We start from the raw sequence: 19788 nt of genomic DNA on the forward strand, positions 1-19788 counted from the left end.
GTTAAAACACTATTCTGCTTTCAGTTTAAGTTGATTGATCACCTCTTTTGGATCTTCAAATTTTGAAGCGATCTTGTCATCATCTTTCACTTTCTGAACGCCTTCCAACAAAATTTTGTCGTCTGATTTTAATCCATCACCCACAATGTACAGGTCAGGGAGCTCTGAGGCTACCGTAATTTCTCTCGATTTTACCGTATTGTTTTTATCCACAATGAATACATATTTTTTATCCTGAATCTCATAAGTAGCCTTTTGAGGAATTACAAGCGCGTTTTTAATAGGTACCACCATTTGCACTTTTCCGGTTTCACCGTTTTTAAGCAATTGCTTAGGGTTAGCGAATCTTGCTCTGAAAGCAATGTTTCCTGTTTCGTTGTCAAACTCGCTCTCAACGGTCTCTACTTCCCCTTTTGTGCTCAACATTTCATTGTTGGCCAGAATAAGGCTAACTTTTTGTTTTTGGCCTTTGTTTACGGTGCTCTGATAGTTTAAATATTCCGGTTCAGAAACATTGAAGTAAGAAAACACCTGACTGTTATCTGATAAACTGGTCAATAATTCACCCTCATCAATAAGACTTCCCAGTTTTAATGGAATGCGGTCAATTGTTCCGTCGAATGGAGCACGGATTTCAGTGAATGAAAGATGCAGTTTGGCCAATGCTGTTTCAGCGTTTGCCTGATCTAACTTGGCCTTAGCCATAGCCAGTTCATTTTTAGAAACAATATTTTTATCAGCAAGAGCTTGGGTGTTGGCTAGTTCAATTTCAGCAGCTTTGGTTTCTGCCTGTGCCTTTTTCAACTCCGCTTCATACATTGTTGGCATGATACGGAATAATAGCTGACCGGCTTTTACTGATTGCCCTTCGTCAACATAAATGTTTTGTAAATAGCCCTTTTCCTGTGCCCTTAATTCGATATTACGTACCGATTTGATTTGCGATACATATTCTTTAGTAAAGGAAGTGTCAATCGTTAGCGGACTGGTAATGGCAAAAGTGCCTGCCTCTTCTTTTTCTTCTTCTTTCTTTTGTTTGCAACTAGTGTTGTAAAGTAAAGCACTAAAACCTGCAAGCATTACAATTCTCTTCATTATAAGTAATCTTAATTCGGGTGATAAAAAATGATTTTTTAAAGTGTTAATCAGAAAGAGGCTCGGCAGATGTACTAAACGGATTCTACGATTTCTTTCAACGGGCAAAGAAAAAGTTGCTTTATGAAGTTTTTATGAAGTAAGGGGAGTATTAGGAGTTGTTGTTTATTGATTTTTATAACAATGGGATGTGAAATTGGAGTGGGCTTAAATTGATAAGAATATTTGCTCAGGCCAACTAACTTTCATCTGTTGTGGTTAAGCAAACGATAAATACTTAAATTGGGCAGGGAAATTATTACATAATTATAAGGAGACAAACTTAGTATAGACTATTCAAATGATACATTCAACACTAAAAGAACGGCTGAAAATTTATGTAAACACTACGACCAAATGCTTGATGGGTCTAGTTTTGTTGTCCGTAATTGCAGTGTTGATTGCTTTTCTTAGTTTAAACGTAGGTATTGGCATGTTTATGCTTTCGCTAATTTTTGTTTTTGGATTCTTCCACCTACATCTTGCTAAAAGCCTAATTCCCCAAAGTAGCAAGCTTATCTTTTACATCCTTCCAGTTATTATTTTGTCTGTTTTACTGCTAACATTCAAGGTCATAGTAAATACGACAATAAACTATGGTTGTCTGAATCAAATTCCAGAAATGATGATGCTTTTGAATTATATACTCTATACAATATGGTCAGGAATTTTTTTGTGGGAGATCTATATAGCCCTAATTCAGAAATGTTTTTAATTTTCACATAATGGAATGTAGTCTCTGAAAAATGTTTGTCCTCTTGGTCGCCCACGCGTTAGCGTATGCAAGTAAGATCTGCTGGAGGAGTCGTTTTTTGATATGGAAGAGTTAATCGTAAATAAAGAAATCATCAAAGTAGAATTCCAGATCACTTTCTTCTTCATCAAACATCATTTTTCTATTTTTAATTTCTAAGAACTCGTCCTCTTCGAGCATGTTTCCCTCACCATCTAGAATTTTGTACTTAGTACAGTTCGAGACATCATTATCATCTATCGAATCCTGGGCATCTTCAAGTGTTGAATATTCAAATTGTTCAACCAGTTTTTCCCTGTTAAAATATTGAAGTTTGTACATGTCGAGATATTTTAAATTCTAGTTTTTAAGCTATCATGTTTAAAATAAATCGTTCCTTGTAACTTAGTTATTAAGAAATGGATAAGAAATTGTTTTGCAAGAGTATCTCTTGTTACAGGTCTGGATAGACTGTGATTCCCGAAGAATTTACCCTAATATTTTTAATGCATCATCGCGGTCTTCAGGGGTGTTAGCATTCATTTGTTCAAGAGGAGAGGAGCTGGTCAGTAATTCAATGGTAGTGTTTAACAAGGTTTTTCGTGGGCAATTTAATCCGGCTTCAAAATTCTCTTTCAATAGGTGCAAGGCCCTTGGCTCCCAAATAGCAATTAAAGGTTCAGGTAAATTATTTATGGGGCTGATAAAGGAAGTGGCACTTTTATGAATATTGCGACTGCTGATTAATTCACGCAGGGTTTTGTCGGTCAATAGTGGCAGATCACAGGCGATAACCAACCAGGCTGCATCCGGATGTTTTAGATGAGCGCTGATCAATCCTACGCTTGGTCCGTCACCATCAATCCCATCAATAATTATTGGATAATGTTCTTCAAACAGTGAAATCTGATCTTTTCGACATGAAAGAAAAGTGTTTTCTACAAGGGGACGCAATAAGTTGAACAAATAAAGCCACTGCGGAGTGTTATCATGGTAAGAAATTGAAAACTTGTCAGTTTTCATGCGTTTGCTATAGCCACCACAAAGTATCAGCGCATACAATGGGCTTTTATTTTCGTTTAAAGTCACTTTTGCCTCCTGTTTTGCTTAATAGTCGTGTTTCTTTAATGATCATCTCATGTGAAAAAGCCTTGCACATGTCGTAAATGGTTAGGGCGGCAATGCTTGCTCCAGTCAATGCTTCCATTTCAACGCCGGTTTTTCCGGTAGTTTTTACCGTACAATTTATTACTGCTTCGTTGTCTTCTAAAACTATATTGATCTTACAGTTTTCGATTAATAAAGTATGGCACAAGGGAATCAGATCAGGTGTTTTTTTGGCTGCCATTATTCCAGCAATTATTGCCGATTGAAAAACTGCCCCCTTTTTTGAAATAATTTCGCCGTTGGTAAAGTGAGTAAGCACCTCTTCGGGCAGATACACTCTTGCCTGTGCTGTGGCAATGCGAGTTGTTATTTGTTTGCTCTCAATATCAACAATGGTTACCTGGTTGTTCTCGTCTAAATGGGTGAAAGTTTTCGCGCTCATGCTTTTGAGAGTTTAGTTTACTTAGATTCTTGTTCAACGATTTTTTGCAGATGTACTGCATTGATTATCGCAATTCGTTTGTCTACAACATTTACGGCGTTTTCGGCAATAAGGTCATTCATAACCCTAAAGGCTGTTTCATATGTTGTTCCGGCAAAAGAGGCAATATCCTGACGGCTTAATGTGGCGTCTAAAAATTGGTCCCCATCTAAACCAAAGGTTTCCATTAAAGAAAGCAAACAACTGGCTACTCGTCCTTTTACCGACATATGCGCCAGGTTTTTCATTCTTTTTTCTGATTCCTGTAGCTCATTTGAGTAAAACATCATCAATTCGAACATTAAATTCGAATTAACCCTTAATGATGACAGAAAAAACTCTTTTTCTATGAAACACACAGTGGTAGGCTCCAGGGCAGTAGCCGAAACCGGATAATGATTTTCTTTACCGATTCCACGATGGCCAAAAATGCCTCCCGATTTGGCGAAACGGATAATTAACTCCTTGTCTTCTCCCCATTTTTGATGCACCTTTACTTTTCCTTTGTAAATAAAGTAAATCCCTTTTACCTCATCGCCTTCATTGAAAATAAGCTCACCTTTTTTATAATCCAGGTTTTTTTTATTGTTTTCAACTGCCGGAAGCCAGTCTTTTATGCATAGTGAGCACAAAAAACAGCTTTTTACATCACAAACATCCTTGCTTTTTTTCATTTATAAGCTAATTTCTTCATCCAAGCGATTAATATACAATGAAAATCGGCTATACTGCAAATTCGGTCTCTATTTTGGTTACTTCTCCAATAATAATTAATGCTGGATGTGTTATTTTATGTTCTTTGGCTAATATTTCAAGATCTTTTACAGGTCCTTTAACAATTTTAGTATAAGGTAAGGAGGCATGCTGTATTAAAGCGGCCGGCATATCGCCTTTGTCGCAATTGATACATTCTTTAATAATATTGGGAAGGTTTTTCATCCCCATATAAATGACAATGGTGGTATTGCTTTGCATGGCCAGTTGAATATCTCTGGATAATGTGCCGTCTTTTTTTGTGCCGGTAATGATCCAAATTCCTTCGCTAATCCCCCGGTGGGTTAAGGTTATATCCGATAATCCTACAGCCAGCATACTGGTAATGCCTGGGATATAACTAGTCTTAATTCCATTTTGACGGGCAAAGATGATTTCTTCCATGCCACGGCCAAAAACAAAAGGATCTCCACCTTTTAAACGTACCACTAGTTTGTTATCGACCGCCTTTTCTTTTATAAGCTCATGAATTCGCTCCTGAGGAGTGTACTCTTTATACGGAGGTTTGCCTACATAAATTTTTTCGCAGTTAGCTGAAGCATGGTCTAATAATGCCTGGTTTATGAGGTTGTCGTATAAAATTACATCTGCTTTTTTTAAAATATTCACCGCTTTTAGTGTAATTAGGTCCGGATCGCCCGGTCCTGCACCAATAATTACTAATTCTGCTCTTAAATTCATGTGTTTTTTATGTTTTTTATTGAAAATTTCGCACAATATCTCTTTTGTTTAAAGTGTTTTCGATTTTTTAGTTAAAAATTTAATCAGTTTGTTCTAATTATTTGGCTAAAATAGGATGTTAAAATATTTTATTTCATTTTTTATGATTTTAAATATAAATTATTCTATTTTTACAATATAAAACTGGTTTAAAAAATGTTTTGTGTCATAAAATGTTTAAGTTTGATACTTTATGTTGAATAAAAATTAATTATTTATGAAATAAGAGTTAATTTTTAGATAAAATTTCATTATTAACCACGAAAAACAGCTAAATATGACTGAGAATTATACTAAAAATATAGTAATTGTTGGAAATGGGATGGTTGGATATAAGTTTTGTGAGAAATTATTGGCCAAAAATGAAAAGTTTAATCTTATTGTGTTTGGTGAAGAACCTAGAGTTGCTTACGACCGGGTTCATTTAAGCGAATTTTTCTCCGGTAAGTCGGCTGATGATTTAAGCATGGCCGACGTTAATTGGTACATTGATAATAATATTACCCTCCACTTAGGTGATCCGATCAAGGAAATCAACCGGGAAACACAAACCATCTACTCTTTTAAAGGTCTCGTTCAATCCTATGATTATTTAGTGTTAGCAACCGGTTCGGCTCCATTTGTTCCAACTATTCCAGGTATCGATAAAAAAGGTGTTTTTGTATATCGTACCATAGAAGACCTGGAGGCGATGACAAGCTATGCCGAATTTGCCCAAAAAGGAGTAGTGATGGGTGGTGGGCTTTTAGGTTTAGAAGCAGCAAAAGCCTTGATCGATCTTGGTTTGAAAGAAACTCATGTGGTAGAGTTCGCTCCTCGCTTAATGCCAAGACAAATTGATCAGAACGGTAGCAAACTACTTCAACATAAATTAAAAGAAATAGGCTTACAGGTTCATCTTAATGTTAATACTTCCAAAATTTTAGGTGAAGAACAAATTACAGGGTTGCAGTTTGCCGACGATACAACCATGAGTTTCGATATGCTCGTCATTTCTGCCGGAATCCGTCCACGTGATGAACTGGCCAGACAATCTGGTTTGGAATTAGGTCCGCGAGGAGGAATTGTGGTAAATGAATGCATGCAAACATCGGATGAAAAGATTTTTGCAATCGGCGAGTGTGCATTGTTTGATGGAATGATTTATGGCTTGGTAGCGCCAGGATATGAAATGGCCGAGATCGTGGCTTCGTATTTATGTAACATCGATAAAAAGTTCAAAGGTTACGACATGAGCACCAAGCTTAAATTAATTGGTGTTGACGTGGCGAGCTTTGGCGATCCGTTTATTTGTGAGCCCGATTGTAAAACCATCTCCTTCGAAGATTCTAATAAAGGTGTTTATAAACGCATTAACATGACCCATGATGGCAAGCACCTTTTGGGTGGTGTGCTTGTAGGTGATGCCGAGGCTTATAATATGTTACTGCAGACGGTAAACAACAAAATTGTATTGCCGCCAAACCCTGAAGATTTAATTCTTGGCGCCCGTGGTGGTGCAGCTTCGGAGGGAGCTGGTGTAATGAGTTTGCCAGATGATGCATTGATTTGTTCTTGCGAAGCGGTTACCAAAGGGGCGATCTGTTCAGCGGTGATGGATCAGGATATTACGACTATTGAGGGCATGAAGAAATGCACCAAAGCAGGTACCGGTTGTGGTGGATGTGTTCCAATGGTGAAAGACCTGATCAATGGAACGCTTAAAGAAAATGGTAAATATGTTAAAAATGTTATTTGCGAACACTTTAATTTCTCACGCCAGGAGTTACTCGATCTTATCAAAATAAATAATATTAAAAGTTATGACGAAGTGCTCGATACATTTGGTAAGGGTGATGGCTGTGAAGTATGTAAGCCTGCCGTTGCGAGTATTTTAGCAAGTCTTTGGAATGACTTGATCTTAAAGCAAGCCACTATTCAAGATAGTAACGACCGCTTTTTGGCTAATATTCAAAAAGGTGGAACTTATTCGGTGGTTCCTCGTATTGCCGGCGGTGAAATAACGCCTGATAAATTAATTGTAATTGGTGAGGTAGCTAAAGAATTTGGTCTCTACACAAAAATTACAGGAGGTCAGCGTATCGATTTGTTTGGGGCTCACCTAAATGATTTGCCATTGATTTGGGAAAAGTTAACAGCTGCAGGTTTCGAAAGTGGCCATGCTTACGGCAAATCTTTGCGTACCGTGAAAAGCTGTGTTGGAAGCACTTGGTGCCGTTTTGGTTTGCATGACAGCGTTTCATTTGCTATCGAAATTGAAAACCGTTACAAAGGACTTCGTTCTCCTCATAAATTAAAAGGTGGAGTATCAGGATGTATCCGCGAATGTGCCGAAGCTCAATCAAAAGACTTTGGAATTATTGCTACCGAAAAGGGCTGGAACCTATATGTATGCGGTAACGGTGGTTCTAAACCACAGCATGCTCAATTGTTGGCAGCCGATATCGACAGTGAAACCTGTATCAAATACCTTGATAGATTCTTAATGTTCTACATTAAAACAGCCGATCCTTTAACCCGCACAGCTACCTGGCTGAATAAAATGGAGGGAGGCATGAGCTACCTGAAAAATGTTGTGGTAAACGACAGTTTGGCTATTGGCGAAGAGCTTGAAGCCGAAATGGACACGCTGATTAAAAACTACAAATGTGAGTGGCTTGAGGTGGTTGAAAATGATGAGATGAAGAAAAAGTTCAACCATTTTGTGAATGCTCCTGAAGAAAAAGATCCATCAGTTTCTTTTCAGCCAATGAGAGACCAGATCATGGCAACTCAATGGTAATTCATATTTCGCTAACTAAAAATTACTACTATGACCGAAGACGTATTAACAGCCTGTGAATGGATTATGGTGTGTGATGCCAAAGACATTCCTGAAAACGGAGGGGCTTGTGTTAAAGTTGAAGATGAACAAATAGCCATTTTCAATTTTGCCAGAAGAAACGAGTGGTATGCAACTCAAAATTTATGCCCTCACAAACAACAAATGGTGCTTTCGAGAGGAATGATCGGAAGCTCCGGCGATAGCTGCGAACCAAAAGTAGCTTGCCCGTTTCATAAAAACACTTTTTCGCTTCAAACCGGAAAATGCCTAAGTAATGATGAGTATGAGATAAAAGTGTATCCGGTGAAGGTTGAGAACGGGAAAGTGTTTGTGAGTTTAGAGTGAAGGTCTGATGAAAAGAAAATCCCCAACAAAGAATTGCAGTCTTTGCTAGGGAAATAAGTTTCAAGATCTGTTAATTACTTAAAACCAGTGTCAAATGTATTTAAAAAATAAATTATTTGCAGTCGTTTTTACACTATTCCTTATTTTTTCATTAGCAAATAGTGTTCATGCTCAATTGTCGATAAACGCACAAATTAGAGCCCGCGCCGAATACCGAAACGGCTTCTCCAATCTTCTACCTACCAGCGCTCAATCTGCCGATTTTATCTCTCAACGTACCCGTTTAGGATTTGGATATCGATGGAATTTCCTTGTATTAGGCGGATCCCTGCAGGATGTACGTGTATGGGGTCAGGACGCTTCTTCAATAAGCAATTCCGATGGTAATAAACTGATGCTGCATGAAGGTTGGGCCGAAGTGATCTTAGCTAATAAAGACGATTCAACCAACCAGTTTAAACTCATCGACTACCTGTCATTTAAAATTGGGCGTCAAGAGTTGATTTACGATGACTCACGTTTAATAGGAAACCTCGATTGGATGCAACAGGCACGTCGTTTTGATATGGCTTTGTTAAAAGCGGTTCATAAAGGTTGGCAATTGGATTTGGGTTATGCCTATAATCAAAATTCAGAGAAAACGTCAGGTAACTATTATGTTCCTGGGAATGTTCCTCAATACGTCAAAAATGATCATGGTGTGTTAGTGCCAACTCCCGAAGGGATGGTTCCCCTGACAAATAGTTTAGGCAACAGTGATGCCAGTGGAAATCCAACTTATACCAACCCGCCAACTACCAACGGTGGTTCACAGGATTATAAGAAGTTTATAAGTGTTTATCTAAGCAAGTCGGTTAAAAATACCAAGCTTTCAGCACTGTTCTTTAATGATAAGTTTGGAAAATACCGCTCATCGAGTGTTGAAACCAATGGGGGCTTAGTTTACGGGCGTTATTTTGATGTTGACGGAAACTCTAGCCGATATACCTATGGGCTGATGGCGATACAGTCAATTCCAATTGCCGCCAACAAAAGTTCTGTTAAGCTTCAGTTGAATTATTATGAGCAATCGGGGCATGACCGGGATGCGAAAAAGCTAAGTGCTTACCATTACAGTGCTTTTGCAACATACAATAAAGGCAAATTCAGTGCTGGTCCCGGTTACGATTATTTATCGGGTAATAAAACATCTATAGCGGCAGATGAAAATAGTCGGTTCGATCCATTGTACGGCACGCCTCATAAGTTCTGGGGCTATATGGATTATTTCTATGCAGGGTCAGGATCTCCTCCTCAGGGTTTAAAAAACGCTTACCTGAAAAGTAAGTTTACCAATAAGTTTTACTCACTGGCTTTAGATTACCACCACTTTGCAGTCGCCAATGAACTGGCCGCAACAACTCAAAAATCGCTAGGTGATGAGTTTGATTTTACCGCAAGTTGTACCCTGAATAAGTTTACAACCCTCGATTTCGGATACTCAATGATGTTTGCAACCAATGCCATGGCATATGCTAAAGGGCAATCGCCCGCAGTGCCGGTCACGAACTTCGATAAAACGGCGCAATGGGCCTATCTGTCGGTAACTATTAAACCTGAGTTTTTATTTACCAAACAATCTCCCTCCAAACTTTAATCCTCCCAACTACTCACCTAAAACGAAATCAACATGGAAAACTTCAACACAAAACCACTGACAAAACTGAATATATTTTCCTTCAAAGGCGTTCAAATGCGAACGTTCCATATCACCTGGTTAACCTTCTTTGTTTGTTTCTTTGGTTGGTTTGGTTTGGCTCCTTTAATGCCAACTATTCGTACCGACTTAGGTTTATCCAAAGCACAGGTTGGTAATACGATCATTGCTGCAGTATCGGCAACCATTTTTGCCCGTTTAATTATCGGAAGGCTTTGTGATACTTGGGGACCGCGAAAAACCTACACCACCTTGTTGATCATCGGCTCAATTCCGGTGACCTTGGTTGGTTTATCCGATTCATACACTACCTTTTTGCTGTTTAGATTGGCCATTGGTGTTATTGGTGCCTCATTTGTAATTACTCAATTTCACACTTCTATCATGTTCGCTCCTAAAATTAAAGGCACTGTAAATGCGGTTGCCGGTGGCTGGGGTAATTTAGGGGGAGGAATAACCAATATGTTAATGCCATTGATCTTTGCTATGATCGTTGGCTTCGGATATACTCCCTCACAATCGTGGAGGTATGCAATGATTTTTCCTGGATTGTTGCTGTTGGTGATGGCCTACGTGTATTATAATTATACTGTTGATACGCCCGAAGGTAATTTCAGTGATATAAACAGAGAACGTAAAGTAAACGCTAAAACCGATTGGAGCATTTTGGCTGATTGGAGAGTTTGGTCGTTGGCCCTGGCTTATGGTGTTTGCTTTGGGATGGAGATTACTTTCGATGGAGTGGCAGCTCTTCACTTTACTGATTCGTTTCATCTTTCACAAGCTTCAGCTGGTTTTTGGGCAGGCATATTTGGTTTTATGAATCTATTCGCCCGTGCATTGGGTGGCATTGCGGCTGATAAAGTGAATTTGAAATACGGTATCCGAGGTAAAGGTATTTTGCTTGCGGGTTTACTCCTTTTAGAAGGAACCGGAATTATCCTGTTCGCACAAGCCGGATCATTGGTAATGGCCATTGTTTCGATGTTGGGCTTTGCCATGTTCCTCAAAATGGCTAACGGGGCAACCTATTCTATTACCCCTTTTGTGAACGAAAAGAATGTGGGCTTGGTAAGCGGGATAGTTGGTGCTGGTGGAAATGTTGGAGGTATGCTGTTCGGGTTTCTGTTTAAATCAGAGTCGATTACCTACGAACAGGCCTTTGTATACATTGGTTACACGGTTATTGCGGTAGCCTGTTTAGTACTGATTACACGCTTTGCTAAACCTAAGGTTAGCGAAGATTATGTTTTGGACGGAAAAATGGCTGCTGCGCTACAAAATAATTGATCATTTAATTCGGGGGTATTATGTCGGCTAAGAAGAAAACCGCCTTTGAAACTACCTGCTGCTACTGTGGTACAGGCTGTGGGATACTTGCTCATACTGATCAAAAAGGTAAAGTGGGTGTAGAAGGAAACCCTGAACACCCGGTAAACAAAGGGATGCTTTGCAGCAAGGGAATGAATCTGCATTACACGGTAAACGATTGTTCTGATAGGTTACTTTTTCCTCAGATGCGGTTCAATAAGAATATGCCTTTGCAAAAGGTGAGCTGGGATGATGCCCTCAATCGTACCGCGGCGGTCTTTAAAACGTTTATTCAAAAATATGGTCCCGATTCGGTTGCATTTTACGTTTCCGGACAATGTTTAACCGAAGAATACTACGTAATTAACAAGCTTATTAAAGGCTTTATTGGCAGTAACAACATCGACACCAACTCCCGTTTATGCATGAGTAGTGCTGTTGTTGGTTACAAAATGGCTTTAGGAGAGGATAGCGTTCCTGTTTGTTATGATGACATTGAGCAAGCCGACTGCTTTTTTGTAACCGGCGCTAATCCGGCCTGGTGCCATCCAATTATCTGGCGCAGGGTAGAGGCGCACAAAGCAGCTAATCCACATGTGAAAATAATTGTTGTTGATCCACGCAAAACCGACAGTTGCTCGATCGCAGATATTCATTTGCAAATAAACCCGGGAACCGATGTGACCTTGAATAATGCGATCGGCCGTCTTTTAATCGAAAATGGTAAAATCGATCAGCAGTTTATTGACGATCATTCCGAGGGATTTGCCCGCTACAAAGAACAAGTGTTTATAAGGACTGTTGAAGAAGCAGCCTTAATTTGTGGTGTTGATGCAAGAGATATTATTAAAACAGCACGATACATCGGGGCTTCCAAAGGATTTTTAACCATGTGGACGATGGGCCTTAACCAAAGTTCAATTGGGGTAAATAAAAACCTTAGCCTGATCAACCTTAATCTAATAACCGGACATATTGGGAAACCAGGCTCCGGTCCGTTTTCTCTTACCGGTCAACCCAATGCAATGGGTGGACGAGAGGTAGGAGGATTATCAAACTTATTACCTGCTCATCGTAATCTGAATAATCCGTTGCACCGAAACGAAATACAAGCGTTTTGGGGAGGTACAACCATTTCGGAAAAGCCGGGTTTAACTGCTACCGAGATGTTTGAGGCCCTTGAGAAAGGTACCTTAAAAGCAATTTGGATTATCTGTACTAACCCGTTGGTAAGCTTGCCGGATGTTCGGCAAGCTGAACGGGCTTTGAAAAATGCCAAATATGTGGTTGTTCAGGAGGTAAGCAGCAAACCTGAAACGTTAAGTTATGCCGATGTAATTCTTCCGGCAGCGGCATGGCTCGAAAAGGAAGGCACGATGACCAATTCGGAACGTCGCATCAGCCATCTGGCAAAACTTATTGATCCTCCGGAAGAAGCTTTGCCTGATAGGGAAATTATCTGTCGTTTTGCACAGAAAATGGGTTTTAAAGGTTTCGACTTTGAAAACGATGCAGCAGTTTATGATGAACATGCTGCATTGACTGCCGGTACTTCAATAGATGTTTCGGGCCTTAATTATGAATTGATAAAAGGATTAAAAACGGTGCAATGGCCGTTTCCGAAAGGAGCAACACAGTCGGAGTCTAAGCGCCTATTCGAAGACCATCTTTTTTTAACGCCTTCAAAGAAAGCCATTATTCATTCGGTGGAAGACGCAATTATGAGCGAAAAACCGGATGATGATTATCCGCTTATTCTTACTACAGGCAGAACCCGTGATCAGTGGCATACCATGAGTAAAACGGGCAAGGTGAATAAGTTGAAACAGCATTTGGCAAAACCTCTGCTCGAAATTCATCCCGAAGATGCCGCTGATTTGAACATTCAAGAAGGAGATATTGTATTGGTTAACTCCCGAAGAGGGGAGGTGCGTATTGCTGCAACCCTAACCAATTCAATGAAGAAAGGCGTAGTGTTTTTGCCAATGCATTGGGGAAAAGTTTTGAATAGCGATTTAAACAGGGCCAATAATCTGACCAATAATCTGCTCGACCCTATTTCTAAAGAACCTGATTTTAAATTCTGTGCCGTTAAGGTTGTCAAATATGTTAAACCTAAACAACGTATCGTAGTTATTGGTGCAGGTGCTGGTGCTTTTGGTTTTGTTAAGTCCTATCGGGAGCTCAATAAAACGGATGAGATTGTGATTTTCAGTGCTGAGAAATTCCCTTTTTATAACCGTGTTATGCTTCCCGATTATATTTCGGGGGCGCAAAGTTGGGAGCAGCTGATAAAAATGCCAGAGCATGAAGAAGCTAACTACCTCATCGATTTCAGAAAAGGCGTTAGCGTTAAGCATATTGATAGAATTAATAAAGTTGTAACCGATTCGGAAGGAAAGGTTACTGATTATGATGTTTTGCTGGTGGCGACCGGCAGCAGAGCAACCGTTCCTAAAAATCTCCCAGATCTCGGAGGGGTATTTACCATGAGGAGCAGAACAGATGCTGATAATTTCATGAACTATCTGCCACCCGGAGGGCAGGTTGTAATTGTTGGCGGTGGTTTACTCGGATTAGAACTTGCAGCTTCTCTTAGTGAAATCAATATTAAGCCTACTGTTATTCAGCGTAGCTCACGCTTTCTTGACCGACAACTTGATGTCACTGGAAGCATGGTTTTGCATGAGGAGATGATCGATCAGGGTTGTGATATTTATTATAACGATGAGGTTCAGGTGATAAATGGACAAACCGACGTAACTGGCATCAGACTGAAAAGTGGCAGGACAATTAAATGTGATGCGATTGTGTTTGCTATTGGCACTACACCAAACATTGAGCTGATAAAAGAATGTGGATTGGAGCATAAACGCGGTGTTATTGTTAACGAACGCATGCAAACCTCGGATGAAAATATATTTGCCATTGGAGAAATTGCCGAGTTCAATAACATGCTATACGGCATTACCGCAGCAGCTGAGCAACAAGCAGAGATAGTTGCCAAATATCTGAATGGTGATATTACCAGCTTTTACGAGGGTACCCTGCTAATGAACATCATCAAAGTGCATGGGTTTGACCTGTGCAGCATGGGTATCATTGAATGTCCAAACAATAGCGATTACGAAGAAATTGTGTTTAAAGACCTTGCAAAGAGGTATTATAAAAAATGCATTATTCATGATGATAAGCTGGTCGGGGCTATTTTAATAGGTGATAAGAATGAGTTTTTAGAGTACAAAGGTTTAATCGCCAACCGTACAGAGCTTAGTGAAAAACGATTGACACTATTGAGAAGTGGCAAAACAGCAGAGCCAGTAATTGGTAAACTGGTGTGTAGTTGCAATAGCGTGGGGGCCGGTAATATTCAACAGCAAATTAAAAAGGGTTGTTTAACACTTAAGGAAATTTGTTCAGCTACCGGGGCTGGAACCGGCTGTGGTTCTTGTCGCCCGCAGGTTCAGCAAATTTTAGATGAAGAATTGTCTCAAATAGCAATGGAGGTGTAAGATGGCAAGCAAGAAAAGTACAGTGAAAATTAATTTGCCCGGTGGAATTCTTTCTGCCGGGGAATTGAAAACGATTGTCAAAGCCGCTGAAGCTGCCGGAGTAAAGGAGGTGCAGATGAGTGTGAGGCAACAGCTTTATCTCACCTTACCGCATTCACGCATTCCTGATATTGTTGCCGAGCTTGATAACTCGGGACTGTTTTATGAAATTGATTTTGACGACTATCCTAATATTGTAAGTTCTTACGTTACTGATGAGCTGTTCAACCAACCCGATTGGCTTACAGAAGGAGTGTATGCGGATGTGTTGGATTCGTTCGACTATAAGCCTCAGCTTAAGATTAACCTGGTAGACAGTACCCAAACACTTGTTCCTTTTTTTACCGGTAATATCAACTTCATTTCGAGCACAACTCCTCATTACTGGCACTTGTTTATTCGCTTTCCAAAGGTGTCAGTGAACTATCAATGGGAAGGTTTGGTATATACAGATGATATTTCGAAACTGGCCAAAACAATAGAGCTATCAATTTTAGATAATAAAGAGCTCTTTTACGAAAAAGCCAATGCCAATGGTGAACTGTTGCAATCAATGGTTGCCGATAAGAAGGAGTTTGCCTTTCGTAAAGCCAATGAAGAGCTTTATTTGCCTGAATTTGCGCTGCCCTATTACGAAGGGTTTAATGGTTACGGCAAAAAAATTTGGTTGGGCATTTATCGTCGTGATGAACTGTTTTCGGTGGAATTTTTAAAAGATGTTTGTGCCATTTGTCTTAAAACCAAAGTCGGACGGATTTACACCACACCATGGAAATCAATCATTATCAAAGGAATTGAGCGTGAAGACCAAAAGTATTGGAGTTATATTTTAGGTAAGCATCAAATTAATGTACGTCATGCCTCTAATGAATTGAATTGGCAGGTAGAAGACCTTTCGGCCGAAGGACTTACCATCAAAAAATACCTTTCACGCAGATTCGATAGTATTGATCTGAAAACCTATGGATTGTGTTTTGCCATAAAAACACAGCCACGTACAGGTTTGTTCGGCTCCATAGTAATTAAAAAACTGCATAACGTTCGGAAAACCAAAACCAAGACTTCTGACCGGTTTGATATTTTATATACACCTAACTTTAACGCTAATTCAAAGAATTATATCGGTTATAAAAGTCGTGTGCTTTTAACCGATTTGGATGAGTATTTGGCTGAATTATGCAGGCAGTATTATGAGGAAAAAGGTTTGTTTAATGAGTCTGCATATGATTTTAAACTTGAGGAGTCTAAAACGGAAGAATCGGAAGAGTTAAGAAAAGTATATCAATGCGAAAATTGCCTTACCGTTTATGACGAGGTTTATGGTGATGAATTAAACAATGTTGCCCCTGGTACAGCCTTTGATAAATTGGCTGATTCTTATTGTTGTCCAACTTGTGAGTCTTCCAAAACAGCGTTTATGCTCACATTTATTTAAGAGACAGAGTTTTACTTCGGATTTTGTATTTTAGGAGTAGCAACATATTCTCTAAATTTTATGAAGTCTCTACTCTGTTTTTTAGCTGTTTTACTGGTTTATGGTTGTGGTAAATCGGAAGATTCGAACGGCGGCGTTCTGAATAGTAATTTAAGTGCTTCCGTTAAGCTTTTTGATGAGTTAGGTAATCCACAAACCCCTCCTGATGGTGTTGTAATGACCCTTAACAACGTACATCCCAAACGTTCAGGAACTTCTGACAGAAGTGGAAATTGCCAAATTTTAAGTGTGTCACCTGGTAAATACGATATCTTCTTTAGTAAATCAGGATATGATACTTTTAGGCTTTATCAGTTTGAATACAAACAGCGTCAAAATACTATTGATGATATTAAGCTTTCTCAATTCTCTACAACCCTTGTTAGTAATCTTAAAGTAACGTTTAATTCTTCAAGTCAGAAATACGCAATAGAAGGAGTCATTGCCCCGATTACGGCTGATGACAGATGGATACGGTTGTTTTTGGGCGACAATAACGTTTCTTCACTAGATTACACCTATTCACCATCGGTTCCCGTGATTGTAAATAATGGCGCTTTTAAAATTGAAGTCAGTAAAAGTGATGTTTTATTATGGGATGTTGTGGAAAATGGGAAGTTTTATGTGATTGCCTATGGAGCACCTGCTGTTTCAACTCATTTTAGAAGTCCAAGTACCAAGAAAGAGGTCTATCTTGCACTGTCTTCAACAGGATCTAATATTGCTGAGGGAATATTGGAATAGGTTACTACTAGGTTTTACGATTTGAACTTCTTATGTACCAATGAGTTTTTCTTTCCAAACAAGTTAATAGGTACTGAATTTTTCGAGGCTAAAAATACCTAGGTGTAAGCATCCTGATTTTCTTTGGAATAAAGGAATAGCCTAAGGAAATTTCATGAGTGCCATAATTGTAGTTCTTGAACTCCGAAAGCGAAAAATCATAAGCATATCCTATTCGTAAACGATCAGTGGCATATACTTCAATTAATGCTGCAATTGCGTTGTTCATGCTTAAATCACTTTGCAAATTGTCTCTACCTAAAAACATTACACCAGTGCGGTAAGAAGCTCCGATCCATAATCTGTCATAAAGCATTAAGAATGTGTTGATGTCAAGCGTTGATGGCGCATTTTTTTCTACTTTGAATAAAGCAGATGGTTTTAAGAGCAATGATTTGTTTAATGGAATTAAACAGCCTGCAGTTAAATAAATATTCGGATATTTTGTAGGAACCAATATGGATGGGTCTTTTGTGTAGCTCATGTACTGACTGATGATATTATCGGCCGAAAGTCCACCGTAAAACCGATCGGTAGTGTAAAATAAGCCAGCTCTTAAATCCGGAACCACCACACTTTGTTTGGTTAATGGTACCGAAGGGTCGGTTGGATTGTTTGGGTCTAATAGGCTTCCGTCAATTGAATACTGTGCTATTCCTATTCCAAGTCCAAATGCGAGCCTGCCGGTTTCGCTCACTCTTAAACGATAGGCATAATTCAGATAACCGGCAAGAGTACTCTCTGCTCCAAGCTTATCACCTATAACACTCAAAGCCAAGCCCACATTGTTATTATTAGCGATAGCGTCTAAAGCAAAAGTAAACGTTTCAGGGTTTCCCTCTAAACCTCCGGTCCATTGCGAACGGAAAAACATGTGCATATTCAGCTGCTCCCGGTAGCCGGCATATGCCGGATTAATATAAATGCCATTAAACATATATTGGCTAAACTGGGCATCTGATTGTGCAAAAAGATGTACCTGAATTACTATTAGGAGGGGTAATATTAACAATCCTTTTTTCATGACAGGTGTCTGATAAATATTGTTAAGCAAGCAATAAGCAATACAGTTAATTGTATAAGGTATGGGGTGAACGGTAAATCAGCTCGAATGAAATAATGCTCGTTAATAGAAGGAAAGTATAAGCAAGCAAGCTGTTAAAGATGCAGGGAATCTTTTTTCAGTATGAATTTACTTTTTTTTATGGCAAGAATCAAGAAATCAAAGTTTAGCTTCGTGGCATTAAATAATGGTACCCAATCTATTACTATTGAAGAATATTTTATTAATTTTAATTTGCACAATAAGTAGTGAGTGCCTATATTTGCACCTCATTTAAAATTAAGTGCGAAGATGAAAGCTGATATCCACCCAAAAAATTATAGATTAGTAGTATTTAAGGATATGTCGTGCGATTACGCATTCCTTACCAAATCAACAGTTGATACTCGCGATACCATCGTTTGGGAAGATGGAAACGAATATCCTTTAGTTAAATTAGAGATCTCTGATAAATCTCACCCGTTCTATACTGGTAAGATGAAACTGGTTGATACTGCAGGTCGTATCGATAAATTCAAAAACCGTTACGCTAAAAAATAGTTTCGGTTTACACGATATAAAAAAGTCTGTTGAAGAACTCAGCAGACTTTTTTTATTTTTGGCCAATGCGAAACTACATTTTGTTCGATGATGTTGATATTCGTCGACAATTACTACCATTAACATTTACCCGTCCTATTGCCGAACTGCGCGTTGGTGTATTAACTATCCGTGAAAAGTGGGAGCATTACCTTAATCAATCCATTAGCAGTTTTACTGAGCCATATCTTCAAGAAAAGTTTCCACTTGTTGTAGCTGAAGAAAATATCCTGATAAATGCTTCAGTAATTCCTAACGCAGCTCTGATTGATCAACTTAAGCAATTAAGGAAAGGGGAGTCGATTGTTAGAAATAACATATTGGTTGCCCGATGCGTTTCAAAAGAACAGTTTTCTACTGCTAATGATATAGATGAACATAAGAATGAGATCTTATCTGATTTCGATAGCGTACAGTTCCCGGAGGATATCTTTTTGCTGAATGATAAAGAGCTTAGAAATGATTTTGTTGCTATAGCAAAAAATAGAAGTTCAGCTCCAATTCCCGCAGGAACTCAAGTATTGGGCAGTGATTTATTTATTGAGGAAGGCGCCAGGATTAATTTCGCGTTTATTAATACCCAAACTGGTCCTGTTTATATTGGTAAAGATGTTGAGATTATGGAGGGTGCGATGATTCGTGGTCCTTTTGCCGCTTGCAGTGGCTCTGTGGTTAAAATGGGCGCCAAAATTTATGGAGCAACTACTTTGGGTCCTAATACTGTAGTGGGAGGCGAGCTTAAAAATTGTGTATTTATTGCTAATTCAAATAAAGGTCATGAAGGCTATCTGGGTGATTCGGTTATTGGCGAATGGTGTAATTTGGGGGCCGATACCAATAACTCTAACCTGAAAAATAATTTCGGAAATGTAAAGGTTTGGAATTATTCCAAAGGTCAATTACGTGCCACTGATTTGCAAAAACACGGTGTGATAATGGGTGATCATGTGAAAACGGCTATTAATACAGTGTTAAATACGGGAACTGTTATTGGAATAGGTTGTAATATTGCAACAATCGGTTTTCCTCCTAAATTTGTAAGCGATTTTAGCTGGTTGCAGGGTGAAGTAAATGCTGAGTTTGATTTTGAAAAATTCTGCAAGGGGGCCTCTATGATGATGAAAACAAAAAAAAGCGAGTTCAATGCAATTGAAAGATGTATACTTGAATTCGTTTTTACGCAAACACGAACACACAAACTATTCTAATTTAA

16 protein-coding genes are annotated in these 19788 nt (G+C 39.0%); 9 read left to right on the top strand and 7 right to left on the bottom strand.

Annotation, left to right across the window (positions count from 1 at the left end; genetic code table 11):
* Window positions 1-9: 9 nt before the first annotated feature.
* From NF867_RS14660 to cobA, 6 genes are all read right to left on the bottom strand, one after another.
* A complete protein-coding gene (locus NF867_RS14660; protein ID WP_252589003.1) occupies window positions 10-1095 on the bottom strand; it encodes an efflux RND transporter periplasmic adaptor subunit in 1086 nt (361 codons plus the stop codon).
* A gap of 865 nt (window positions 1096-1960) precedes the next feature.
* A complete protein-coding gene (locus NF867_RS14665) occupies window positions 1961-2209 on the bottom strand; it encodes a hypothetical protein (protein ID WP_252589006.1) in 249 nt (82 codons plus the stop codon).
* Between the two features lie 147 nt (window positions 2210-2356).
* Window positions 2357-2956 carry an NTP transferase domain-containing protein gene (locus NF867_RS14670; protein ID WP_252589007.1) on the bottom strand — a complete coding sequence of 200 codons (600 nt, stop codon included), beginning with the start codon at window positions 2954-2956 and terminating at the stop codon, window positions 2357-2359.
* A complete protein-coding gene (gene moaC / locus NF867_RS14675) occupies window positions 2937-3416 on the bottom strand; it encodes a cyclic pyranopterin monophosphate synthase MoaC (protein ID WP_252589010.1) in 480 nt (159 codons plus the stop codon). The genes NF867_RS14670 and moaC overlap by 20 nt, the downstream gene beginning before the upstream one ends.
* Before the next feature lie 17 nt (window positions 3417-3433).
* The gene (locus tag NF867_RS14680) at window positions 3434-4129 is read right to left on the bottom strand and encodes a Crp/Fnr family transcriptional regulator (protein ID WP_252589012.1); all 696 of its coding nucleotides are present in this window, start codon (window positions 4127-4129) and stop codon (window positions 3434-3436) included.
* A 49-nt stretch (window positions 4130-4178) separates the two neighbouring features.
* Complete coding sequence (gene cobA / locus NF867_RS14685) at window positions 4179-4910, bottom strand: uroporphyrinogen-III C-methyltransferase (protein ID WP_252589016.1); 732 nt, start codon at window positions 4908-4910, stop codon at window positions 4179-4181.
* A gap of 316 nt (window positions 4911-5226) precedes the next feature.
* Between cobA and nirB the strand changes: the two genes are divergently transcribed.
* The 7 genes from nirB to NF867_RS14720 all read left to right on the top strand — a co-directional run bounded on the left by nirB (window position 5227) and on the right by NF867_RS14720 (window position 16894).
* Window positions 5227-7731: a nitrite reductase large subunit NirB gene (gene nirB / locus NF867_RS14690; RefSeq protein ID WP_252589018.1), complete on the top strand. Its 2505-nt coding sequence runs from the start codon at window positions 5227-5229 to the stop codon at window positions 7729-7731.
* 30 nt (window positions 7732-7761) lie between these two features.
* A complete protein-coding gene (gene nirD, locus NF867_RS14695; RefSeq protein ID WP_252589020.1) occupies window positions 7762-8118 on the top strand; it encodes a nitrite reductase small subunit NirD in 357 nt (118 codons plus the stop codon).
* Between the two features lie 94 nt (window positions 8119-8212).
* Window positions 8213-9754, top strand: coding sequence for an alginate export family protein (locus NF867_RS14700; protein ID WP_252589023.1), 1542 nt, complete (start codon window positions 8213-8215; stop codon window positions 9752-9754).
* A 33-nt stretch (window positions 9755-9787) separates the two neighbouring features.
* Window positions 9788-11104, top strand: a complete 1317-nt coding sequence (locus NF867_RS14705; protein WP_252589026.1) for an MFS transporter — start codon at window positions 9788-9790, stop codon at window positions 11102-11104.
* A gap of 20 nt (window positions 11105-11124) precedes the next feature.
* A complete protein-coding gene (locus NF867_RS14710) occupies window positions 11125-14637 on the top strand; it encodes a nitrate reductase (RefSeq protein ID WP_252589028.1) in 3513 nt (1170 codons plus the stop codon).
* A gap of 1 nt (window position 14638) precedes the next feature.
* Entirely contained in the window at window positions 14639-16111 is a 1473-nt protein-coding gene (locus NF867_RS14715) for a rubredoxin domain-containing protein (RefSeq protein ID WP_252589031.1), read from the top strand.
* A 60-nt stretch (window positions 16112-16171) separates the two neighbouring features.
* On the top strand, window positions 16172-16894 hold the full coding sequence (locus NF867_RS14720; protein WP_252589033.1) for a carboxypeptidase-like regulatory domain-containing protein: 723 nt from the start codon (window positions 16172-16174) through the stop codon (window positions 16892-16894).
* A gap of 88 nt (window positions 16895-16982) precedes the next feature.
* Here NF867_RS14720 and NF867_RS14725 read toward each other — a convergent pair whose 3' ends face one another.
* Window positions 16983-17957, bottom strand: coding sequence for a PorP/SprF family type IX secretion system membrane protein (locus tag NF867_RS14725; protein WP_252589035.1), 975 nt, complete (start codon window positions 17955-17957; stop codon window positions 16983-16985).
* Window positions 17958-18287: 330 nt separating this feature from the next.
* Here NF867_RS14725 and NF867_RS14730 point away from each other — a divergent pair, with 330 nt between their 5' ends.
* Window positions 18288-18536: a type B 50S ribosomal protein L31 gene (locus tag NF867_RS14730; protein ID WP_014679131.1), complete on the top strand. Its 249-nt coding sequence runs from the start codon at window positions 18288-18290 to the stop codon at window positions 18534-18536.
* A gap of 65 nt (window positions 18537-18601) precedes the next feature.
* Window positions 18602-19783, top strand: a complete 1182-nt coding sequence (locus tag NF867_RS14735) for a putative sugar nucleotidyl transferase (RefSeq protein WP_252589038.1) — start codon at window positions 18602-18604, stop codon at window positions 19781-19783.
* Window positions 19784-19788 lie beyond the last annotated feature (5 nt).

It is taken from the genome of Solitalea agri, from assembly GCF_023914155.1.
Taxonomy (GTDB): Bacteria; Bacteroidota; Bacteroidia; order Sphingobacteriales; family Sphingobacteriaceae; genus Solitalea; species Solitalea agri.

Excerpts from the sequence above, each read along its gene's own strand:
- NF867_RS14660 (WP_252589003.1), bottom strand. The coding sequence starts at position 1,095 with ATGAAGAGAATTGTAATGCTTGCAGGTTTTAGTGCTTTACTTTACAAC.
- NF867_RS14665 (WP_252589006.1), bottom strand. The coding sequence starts at position 2,209 with ATGTACAAACTTCAATATTTTAACAGGGAAAAACTGGTTGAACAATTT.
- moaC (WP_252589010.1), bottom strand. The coding sequence starts at position 3,416 with ATGAGCGCGAAAACTTTCACCCATTTAGACGAGAACAACCAGGTAACC.
- NF867_RS14680 (WP_252589012.1), bottom strand. The coding sequence starts at position 4,129 with ATGAAAAAAAGCAAGGATGTTTGTGATGTAAAAAGCTGTTTTTTGTGC.
- cobA (WP_252589016.1), bottom strand. The coding sequence starts at position 4,910 with ATGAATTTAAGAGCAGAATTAGTAATTATTGGTGCAGGACCGGGCGAT.
- nirB (WP_252589018.1), top strand. The coding sequence starts at position 5,227 with ATGACTGAGAATTATACTAAAAATATAGTAATTGTTGGAAATGGGATG.
- nirD (WP_252589020.1), top strand. The coding sequence starts at position 7,762 with ATGACCGAAGACGTATTAACAGCCTGTGAATGGATTATGGTGTGTGAT.
- NF867_RS14700 (WP_252589023.1), top strand. The coding sequence starts at position 8,213 with ATGTATTTAAAAAATAAATTATTTGCAGTCGTTTTTACACTATTCCTT.
- NF867_RS14705 (WP_252589026.1), top strand. The coding sequence starts at position 9,788 with ATGGAAAACTTCAACACAAAACCACTGACAAAACTGAATATATTTTCC.
- NF867_RS14710 (WP_252589028.1), top strand. The coding sequence starts at position 11,125 with ATGTCGGCTAAGAAGAAAACCGCCTTTGAAACTACCTGCTGCTACTGT.
- NF867_RS14715 (WP_252589031.1), top strand. The coding sequence starts at position 14,639 with ATGGCAAGCAAGAAAAGTACAGTGAAAATTAATTTGCCCGGTGGAATT.
- NF867_RS14720 (WP_252589033.1), top strand. The coding sequence starts at position 16,172 with ATGAAGTCTCTACTCTGTTTTTTAGCTGTTTTACTGGTTTATGGTTGT.
- NF867_RS14725 (WP_252589035.1), bottom strand. The coding sequence starts at position 17,957 with ATGAAAAAAGGATTGTTAATATTACCCCTCCTAATAGTAATTCAGGTA.
- NF867_RS14730 (WP_014679131.1), top strand. The coding sequence starts at position 18,288 with ATGAAAGCTGATATCCACCCAAAAAATTATAGATTAGTAGTATTTAAG.
- NF867_RS14735 (WP_252589038.1), top strand. The coding sequence starts at position 18,602 with ATGCGAAACTACATTTTGTTCGATGATGTTGATATTCGTCGACAATTA.